The organism is Streptomyces sp. 15-116A (assembly GCF_025290915.1).
Classification (GTDB): Bacteria; Actinomycetota; Actinomycetes; order Streptomycetales; family Streptomycetaceae; genus Streptomyces.
Genome location: NZ_JAOCQE010000049.1, coordinates 24,006 through 32,244 on the forward strand (window position 1 = coordinate 24,006; position 8,239 = coordinate 32,244).

General features: G+C 72.8%; 7 protein-coding genes. 1 reads left to right on the top strand and 6 read right to left on the bottom strand.

Features of this window, described 5'->3' with window-relative positions; translation table 11 throughout:
• Nucleotides 1-23: 23 nt before the first annotated feature.
• From N4P33_RS11770 to N4P33_RS11795, 6 genes are all read right to left on the bottom strand, one after another.
• Nucleotides 24-1,442: a lysine N(6)-hydroxylase/L-ornithine N(5)-oxygenase family protein gene (locus tag N4P33_RS11770; protein ID WP_260826312.1), complete on the bottom strand. Its 1,419-nt coding sequence runs from the start codon at nt 1,440-1,442 to the stop codon at nt 24-26.
• Nucleotides 1,439-2,818, bottom strand: a complete 1,380-nt coding sequence (locus N4P33_RS11775) for an aminotransferase class V-fold PLP-dependent enzyme (RefSeq protein WP_260826313.1) — start codon at nt 2,816-2,818, stop codon at nt 1,439-1,441. Before N4P33_RS11775 ends, N4P33_RS11770 begins: the two co-directional genes overlap by 4 nt.
• A 105-nt stretch (nt 2,819-2,923) precedes the next feature.
• Nucleotides 2,924-5,419, bottom strand: coding sequence for an aminopeptidase N (gene pepN, locus N4P33_RS11780; RefSeq protein ID WP_260826314.1), 2,496 nt, complete (start codon nt 5,417-5,419; stop codon nt 2,924-2,926).
• Between the two features lie 103 nt (nt 5,420-5,522).
• Nucleotides 5,523-5,993, bottom strand: coding sequence for a two-component system response regulator (locus N4P33_RS11785; RefSeq protein ID WP_260826315.1), 471 nt, complete (start codon nt 5,991-5,993; stop codon nt 5,523-5,525).
• A gap of 468 nt (nt 5,994-6,461) precedes the next feature.
• Nucleotides 6,462-6,800 (bottom strand): chorismate mutase, encoded by a 339-nt coding sequence (locus N4P33_RS11790; RefSeq protein WP_260826316.1) that lies wholly within the window; start codon nt 6,798-6,800, stop codon nt 6,462-6,464.
• 203 nt (nt 6,801-7,003) lie between these two features.
• A complete protein-coding gene (locus N4P33_RS11795) occupies nt 7,004-7,462 on the bottom strand; it encodes an N-acetyltransferase (RefSeq protein ID WP_260826317.1) in 459 nt (152 codons plus the stop codon).
• A gap of 120 nt (nt 7,463-7,582) precedes the next feature.
• On the opposite strand from N4P33_RS11795, the gene N4P33_RS11800 reads away from it, so the two are divergent.
• Nucleotides 7,583-8,239, top strand: a 657-nt coding sequence (locus N4P33_RS11800) for a hypothetical protein (RefSeq protein WP_260826318.1), incomplete at its 3' end; no start/stop codon positions are given.

An 8,239-nucleotide genomic window follows, 5' to 3' on the forward strand; every position in this document is an offset into this window, starting at 1 on the left:
CTGACCGTCCGCGCCGGGGACTCTCAGGTCCCGTCCGTCAGGGGGGTGAGCGGTGCGGCTCCTCCCCGGGCGGGCGGGACCTGCTGTGTGTGCGGTCGTGTGTGCGGTCGTGTCCGCGGTTCCAGGCCGAAGGTGGTGAAGGCGGTGCGGGCGGGCAGCGGGTAGATGTCCTTGCCCGTGAGGGAGTTGAGGATCGTCGCGCTGCGCCAGGCGGCGAGACCGAGGTCGGGGGCGCCGACGCCGTGGGTGTGGATCTCGGCGTTCTGCACGTGGATCGCGCCGGTGACGGCCGGGTCCACATCGAGGCGGAAGCTTTCGTCGACGCGGAGGCGGTCGCTGTCGTCGCGGCGCAGATAGGGGTCGAGGCCGGCGAGGAGGCGGTCGAGGGGGCGCGGGCGGTGGCCGGTGGCGAGGACCACGGCGTCGGTGGTGAGGCGGGAGCGGGTGTTCTGCTGGGTGTGTTCCAGGTGGAGTTCGATCCGGGCGGTGCCGAGGCGTCCCGCGGTGCGGACGCGGACGCCGGGGGTGAGGACGGTGTCGGGCCAGCCGCCGCCGAGGGTGCGCCGGTAGAGCTCGTCGTGGATCGCGGCGATGGTGGCGGCGTCGATGCCCTTGTGGAGCTGCCACTGGGCGGGCACGAGCCGGTCGCGGACGGCCTCGGGGAGGCTGTGGAAGTAGCGGGTGTGGTCCGGGGTGAAGTGCTCCAGGCCCAGCTTGGAGTACTCCATGGGGGCGAAGGCCTCGGTGCGGCCGATCCAGTGCAGCCGTTCGCGGCCGGTGGGGCGGTTTCGCAGCAGGTCGAGGAAGATCTCGGCGCCGGACTGGCCGGTGCCGACGACGGTGACGTGCTCCGCGGCGAGGAGGGTGTCGCGGTGGGTGAGGTAGTCGTCGGAGTGGATCACGGGCACGCCGGGGGCGTCGGCGAGGGGGCGCAGCGGGTCGGGGACGACGGGCTCGGTGCCGACGCCGAGGACGATGTTCTTCGCGAGGGTGCGGCCGAGGGCCTCGGCCTCGCCGTCGGCGTCGAGCTGGGTGAAGTCGACCTCGAAGAGCTCGCGTTCGGCGTTCCAGCGGACGGCGTCGACCTGGTGGCCGAAGTGCAGTGCGGGGAGCTGGCCGGCGACCCAGCGGCAGTAGGCGTCGTACTCGGTGCGCCGGATGTGGAAGTGCTCGGCGAAGTAGAACGGGTAGAGGCGTTCGCGGGCCCTGAGGTGGTTGAGGAAGGTCCAGGGGCTGGTGGGGTCGGCGAGGGTGACCAGGTCGGCGAGGAACGGGACCTGGATGGTGGCGTCGTCCAGGAGCAGGCCGGGGTGCCAGGTGAAGTGGGGGCGCTGGTCGTAGAAGGCGGCGTCGAGTTCGGTGAGCGGGTGGGCGAGGGCGGCGAGGGAGAGGTTGAAGGGGCCGATGCCGATGCCGACGAGGTCGCGGGGTGTGGTGGTCAACGGAGGTTTCCTTCCTGGTGGGTGCGGTGGACGGCGCCGAGGAGGGCGGCCAGGTCGCCGGGGCCGGTGGCGGGGTTGAGGAGGGTGGCCTTGAGCCAGAGCCGGCCGTCGGCGTGGGCGCGGCCGAGGACGGCGCGGCTGGTGGTGAGCAGCCGGCGCCGCAGGTCGGCGACGGCGGGGTCGGGGGCCTGAACCGGGCGGAACAGGACGGTGCTGATGGCGGGCCGGGCGTGCAGGTCGAGGCGGGGGTCGCCCTCGACGAGGTCGGCGAGTTCCTGGGCCAGGGCGCAGACCCGGTCGACGAGGGCGGCGAGTCCGGTGCGGCCGAGGGTCCTGAGGGTGACGGCGATCTTGAGGACGTCGGCGCGGCGGGTGGTGTGCAGGGACCGGCCGAGGAGGTCGGGGAGTCCGGCGTCGGTGTCGTCGGCGGGGTTGAGATAGTCGGCGTGGTGGCGCAGCGCCGTGAGGTCGTGGGGGTCGCGGACGGTGAGGAGCCCGGCGGGGACCGGCTGCCAGCCGAGTTTGTGCAGGTCGAGGGTGACGGTGTGGGCGGCGTCGAGGCCGGTGAGCCGGGCCCGGTGCCGGTCGCTGAACAGCAGCCCGCCCCCGTAGGCGGCGTCGATGTGCAGCCGGGCGCGGTGGGCGGCGCAGACGGCGGCGATCTCGGGCAGCGGGTCGATGGCGCCGGTGTCGGTGGTTCCGGCGGTGGCGGCGACCAGCAGGGGGCCGTCGCCGGACAGTCCGGTGAGGGTCTCGTCGAGGGCGGCGGGGTTCAGAACGCCGGTGGGGGTGGGGACGACGACGGGCTGTGGCAGGCCGAGCAGCCAGGCGGCGCGGGGCAGCGAGTGGTGGGCGTTCGCGCCGTGCACGATCCGTACGGCGGCGCCGTGGGCCTCGCGGGCGAGCAGCAGGGCGAGCAGGTTGGACTCGGTGCCACCGCTGGTGACGAGTGCGTCGGCGTGGCCGGTCTCGCGGGCGAGCGCCCGGGTGACGAGGGCCTCCAGCGCGGAGGCGGCCGGGGCCTGGTCCCAGGAGTCGAGGGAGGCGTTGAGCACCGAGGCGGCGAGATCGGCGGCGGCCGCCACGGCGAGGGGCGGGCAGTGCAGATGGGCGGCGCACAGGGGGTGCGCGGGGTCGGCCGATCCGGCGGCGACGGCGTGCACCAGGCCGCGCAGGGCGCCGGGGTCGCCGTGCTCGGGCAGGATGTCGCCGAGGGCGTCGCGTACGCGCGCGGCGACCGGGTCGGGGCCGCCGGAGGGCAGGGGGCCGCCGCGCTCCTGGGTGCCGGTGCGCAGGGCGTCGAGGACGACGGCGATCAGCGCGCCCAGGTCCCGCTGCCCGTGCGGGCCGGAGGCAAGGCTCGGTGACGTACTCATGGGCTGCCCCTCCGGGCGCGGACGGGATACCGCGCCCCGATGTGCCCAACGAGCAGACCCGGTACGGGGGTACGTCCCGGTGTGGGAGACGAACCCCCGTTCTGGTTACCCCTCCCTGACCCGCAACGCGCGGGACAGGTCGTCGAGTTGGTCGACCAGCTTGCGCCGCAGGGCCGGGGTCGGGTCGGCCTTGCGGAGGCACTTCTCGCCGAGCTTGAGGTGCTCCGCGTCGACCGCGTGCGCCGGGAAGGCCCAGCGGCCGGTGGCCTCGGCGATGGCGGGGCCCCGGCGGGCGGCGAGTTTCACGGCGTCCTTGTAGTAGCGGGCCACGTAGGGGCGGACCAGGTCGGCCTGTTCGGGCTGCCAGAAGCCCTGGGCGGTCGCGGTGAACAGGTAGTTGGACAGGTCGTCGGAGTGGAACATGGCGTCCCAGGCGCGGGCCTTGGCGTCCGCGTCGGGCAGGGCGGCACGGCAGCGGGCGGCGCCCTCCTGGCCGGTGGCGCTGGGGTCGCGGTCCAGTTCGGCGGCGATGGCGCTCTCGTCGGTCGCGCCGAGCACGGCGAGCCGGGCGAGGACGCGCCAGCGCAGCTCGGGGTCGAGCTCGGGCCCGCCCGGGACGGTGCCGTCGGCGAGCCAGGCGGCGATGGTGTCCGGGTGGGCGGCGGCGTCGATGAAGTGCCGTACGGCGATGAGCCGCAGACCGGGGTTGTCGCCGTCCTCGGTGCGCCGGATGATGTCGCGGCACAGGGAGGTGAGCGCGGTCAGCGCGGCGGGCCGCTCCTCCTGCTTCAGGTACCGGTCGGCGATGTGGGCGGAGGCGAAGGCGAGGACGCCGGCCACGAGCGCGAGGTCGGTCTCCTCGGGCAGGTGGGCGCAGGCGGTGGCCAGGTAGTCGGCGGGGGCCAGTTCGCCGTCGCGGACCATGTCGCGCAGGCTGTTCCAGACGACGGCGCGGGTGACGGCGTCGGGGATGCCCGACAGTCCGCGCAGGGCCGTCTCCAGGGAGGTCTCGTCGAAACGGATCTTGGCGTAGGTCAGGTCCAGATCGTTGGGGACGACCAGGGCGGGGCGGGTGCCGGGGCGCGGCTCGGGGGCGGCGTCGTGCGGCACGTCGGTCTCGTAGCGCTCGCGCAGGGTCAGCGTGCGCCCGTCACCCAGGTCACGGTCGTACACGCCGACGGTCACGCGGTGCGGGCGGCTGCCGTCGCGGTCCAGGGTGAGGGTCCAGGTGCCGGGCACGGCGGCGACGGACGCGGTGAGCGTGTCGACGCCGGTGGTGCGCAGCCAGGCGTCGGCCCAGGCGTGGACGTCGCGTTCGGTGGCGGCGGAGAGGGAGTCGATGAAGTCGGCGAGGGTGGCGTTGCCGAACTTGTGGCGGGCGAAGTGGGTGTTGATGCCGGCCAGGAAGTCCTTCTCGCCGAGCCAGGTCACCAGCTGGCGCAGCGCGCTCGCGCCCTTGGCGTAGGAGATGCCGTCGAAGTTGAGCAGCGCGGAGGCGGTGTCCTCGACGGCCTCGGGGGCGACGGGGTGGGTGGAGGGGCGCTGGTCGGCGTCGTAGCCCCAGGCCTTGCGGGCGACGCCGAAGTCGGTCCAGGTGTCGGTGAAGCGGGTGGCCTCGGTGAGGGTCTGGTAGCCCATGTACTCGGCGAAGGACTCGTTCAGCCAGATGTCGTCCCACCACTTGAGGGTGACGAGGTCGCCGAACCACATGTGGGCCATCTCGTGGGCGATGACCATGGCGCGGGTCTGGCGCTCGGTGTCGGTGACGGCGGAGCGGTAGACGAACTCGTCGCGGAAGGTGACCAGGCCGGGGTTCTCCATGGCGCCCGCGTTGAACTCGGGGACGAAGGCCTGGTCGTAGGAGTCGAAGGGGTAGGGCTCCTCGAACTTCTCGTGGTAGCGGTCGAAGCACGCGCGTGTGACGTCGAGGAGTTCGTCGGCGTCCGCGTCGAGGTAGGGGGCCAGCGAGCGGCGGCAGTGGATGCCGAAGGGCAGCCCGCGGTGCTCGGTGCGCACGGAGTGCCAGGGGCCTGCGGCGACGGCGACGAGGTAGGTGGAGATACGGGGGGTGGTGGCGGCCTTCCAGACGCCGTCCCCGGTGTGCTCGGTGATGCCGTTGGCGAGGACGGTCCAGCCTTCGGGGGCCTTGACGGTGAGGTCGAAGACGGACTTGAGGTCGGGCTGGTCGAAGGCGGCGAAGACGCGCTGCACGTCGTCCATGAACAGCTGGGTGTAGACGTACGTCTCACCGTCGGTGGGGTCGGTGAAGCGATGCATGCCTTCGCCGGTGCGGGAGTAGCGCATGACGGCGTCGACGCGCAGTTCGTGCTCGCCCGCGGTGAGGTTCTTCAGCGGGAGCCGGTCGCCGTCGAGGGTGCCGGTGTCCAGGGGTTCGCCGTCGAGGGTGACGGAGCGCAGCTCGTGGGGCTTGACCTCGACGAAGGTGTCCGCGTCCGTACGCGCGGTGAACCGGATCAGGGTGCGGGAGGCGAAGGTCTCGTCCCCGGTGGTCAGATCGAGTTCGACGGTGTAGCGGTGGACGTCGAGGAGCTGTGCACGGTTCTGCGCTTCGTCGCGCGTCAGTACGGACATGCAGGCCATGCTGCCTGATGCGGCTGACCTGGCACAGAGGCGGATCGGTTCGCGCCCTATGTCCGGTCGCGAACGCCCGCGTGTCGCGTCCGGTCGTGAACGCCCGCTCGTGTCACGTCCGGTCGCGTTCCAGCTCGGCGGTGTGCGCCGTGTGCAGCCGGGCGCGCAGTTCGCGGATCTCGCGTTCCAGGGCGCGCCGGTGCTGGTACGCCTCGTACAGGTGGCTGATCTTGATGCGCAGGGTCCAGGGGTCGACGGGTTTGCTGACGAGGTCGGCGACGCCCAGGGCGTAGGCGGCGGCGCTCAGTTCCGGGTCGCGGCCGAAGCCGGTGAGCAGGACGACGGGGATGTGCTGGGTCTGTTCCAGGCGCCGCATGTAGCGCACGACCTCCAGGCCCCCGGCGCCGGGCACACGGACGTCGAGGAGGAGCAGGCCGACGGTGCCGCGCAGGATCTGCTTGAGGGCCTCGTCGCCGCTGGTGGCCCGGCCCAGCAGGTGACCCAGCGGGGCGAGGGCGCTCTCCAGCGCGTAGAGGCTGTCCGTGTGGTCGGCGGCGATGAGGATGCGGGCATCCGGCGGCATGGCGGACCGTCCCTCCTCGTAAGGGACCGGGATGTGCTGTCCGGTGATGGACCCGTGTGGACCGGGTGTGCTGTCCGGGTTGGTGGACCGGGGTGCTGTCCGGGAGCTGACGCGGGGTGCTCGTCGGCTGACAAGGAGTGCACAGCAGCATGCCGCGCGCGGGGCGCCCTGTCACTCCCCCGGGGCGAGTGTGGGAGGCCGGTCGCCGCTCGGGGCCTAGGGGTGTCCGCAAAGTCCCTCCCCCAGAGGGGGTACCCCCAGCCCCGCGACGCCCGGCACGCTCCCCCACTGCCTTAAGGGCGTGGGAGGTGCCCCCACTCGCCGCACCGGGCGAACACCCGAGTACAACCAGTACGCGGGTGTCCGCCCGGCACTCCCCCAGCCTCCGGCCGGGGGGACCCCCAGAGCACGCACCGGACGCCGCAGAGCCCGCCCTTCGGGCGGACGACGGGACTTTGCGGACACCCCCTAGCCGTTGACGGCGTCGTCGGCGATCCGCTCGTGGTGGCGGATCACCTCGGCGATGATGAAGTTCAGGAACTTCTCCGCGAAGGCCGGGTCGAGTTTGGCGTTCTCGGCGAGGGCGCGCAGCCGGGTGATCTGGCGGGCCTCGCGGGCCGGGTCGGCGGGCGGCAGCCGGTGCTGGGCCTTGAGCCGGCCGACCTGCTGGGTGCACTTGAAGCGTTCGGCGAGCATGTGGACGACGGCCGCGTCGATGTTGTCGATGCTGTCGCGCAGCCGCGCGAGCTCCTCACGCACGCCCGGGTCGACGGCGTCGGCTCCGGTACCGGTGTTGCTGGTGGTCATGGTCCGCCAGCCTACGGTGCGGAGGCCTGCCGGCCGGGTGCCGTCTCAGGACCTGGCCATCGCCTGCGGTGCGGGCCTGCGCGCGGGCACGCCCCGGCGCACGACCGGCCCCGGACCAGGAGTCGCCGCAATACCGGCCGACCCGATCCGGCAGGCGCTCCCCAGCACACGTCCCGGCCCGGCCACCACCGCGGCTTCGCGGCTCACGCGCCGGCCGTGGGACCGATGCGCTTGTGGAAGTACACATCCTCGTGACCGCCCGGAACACCGCCGATGCGCCCCCGCTCCCGGAAGCCGAGTCTGGGGTAGAAGGCGGGGGCCTGGAAGCTGTACGTGGAGACGATCATGTCGGTGCAGCCGCGTCGTACGGCCTCCTCCTCGGCCGCGCGCATCAGCCGGCTCCCCCAGCCCGCGTGCCGCTGGTCCTCGCGCACCCACAGCATGTCCACCGAGCACAGGCTGCCCCAGGTCCAGGCGGTGAGGCCGCCGAGCAGGTCCCCGTCCTGCCCGGTCACCCGGACGGTCAGGGGCTCGGTCACGGCCCCGCCGGCCGCTGCCGTGTTGAAGGCGGTGAGTTCGTCGTCGAGTCGCTGTTCCAGGTCGTCGTCCTCGCCGCCCACCTGGACTGCGGCGGTGGCGACGGCTTGCTGTTCGCCGGTCACGGCCCGGATTCTGCCAGTAGGCGGGGTGCCGTGCCGATCGGTTTCGCGCCGACGACGCCCGTCCGGGCCGGTCGGCTGACCGTACAGTGGAAGACGGGTTCAGGCGTCCGGGGGTGAGGCGTGGCGAACGGCGGACCGGTCGAGCACGGCTTTCCACACCTTCAGACGGTGCGGGCGGCCGTCACCGCGCTGTACCGGCGCCTGTCGTACGACACAATCCGGACGTTCGCGACGAGCGTGGCCCCCGCGGACGTGGCCTTCTCCGACGTGGACGATCTCCATCTGGGTGCGCAGCGGGTGGCGCGGGAGATGGTGCGGCACTACCGGCTGCCGGACGCGCGGCTCGTCGTCTGCTTCCGGGAGATGACACACGCCGCGAACATCGAACTCACTGCGGGGCCCGAGTACTTCGTGGAGCTGAACGACCGCTTCCGCACGCATCGGCGTGACATCGGGGCGGCCCTGGCGCACGAGGTGATGCATGTGTATCTGCATCGCCTGGGGCTGTCGTTCCCCGGGACGCGGGACAACGAGATCCTCACGGACACGGCGGCGACGTATCTGGGCGCGGGCTGGCTGCTGCTGGACGCGTTCCGGGAGGACGGGGCCTCGTCGCAGAAGCTGGGGTATCTCACGCCGGAGGAGTTCGGGTACGTGCTGGCCAAGCGGTCGCTGCTGTTCGGTGAGGATCCGGCGGTGTGGTTCACCAGTCCGCAGGCGTACGAGGCGTACGGCAAGGGCATGGCGCTGGCCCGCCGCGACGAGCAGCAGCCCCCG

Coding starts and splice junctions, on each gene's coding strand:
- pepN (WP_260826314.1), bottom strand. CDS start 5,419: ATGGCCTGCATGTCCGTACTGACGCGCGACGAAGCGCAGAACCGTGCA.
- N4P33_RS11775 (WP_260826313.1), bottom strand. CDS start 2,818: ATGAGTACGTCACCGAGCCTTGCCTCCGGCCCGCACGGGCAGCGGGAC.
- N4P33_RS11790 (WP_260826316.1), bottom strand. CDS start 6,800: ATGACCACCAGCAACACCGGTACCGGAGCCGACGCCGTCGACCCGGGC.
- N4P33_RS11785 (WP_260826315.1), bottom strand. CDS start 5,993: ATGCCGCCGGATGCCCGCATCCTCATCGCCGCCGACCACACGGACAGC.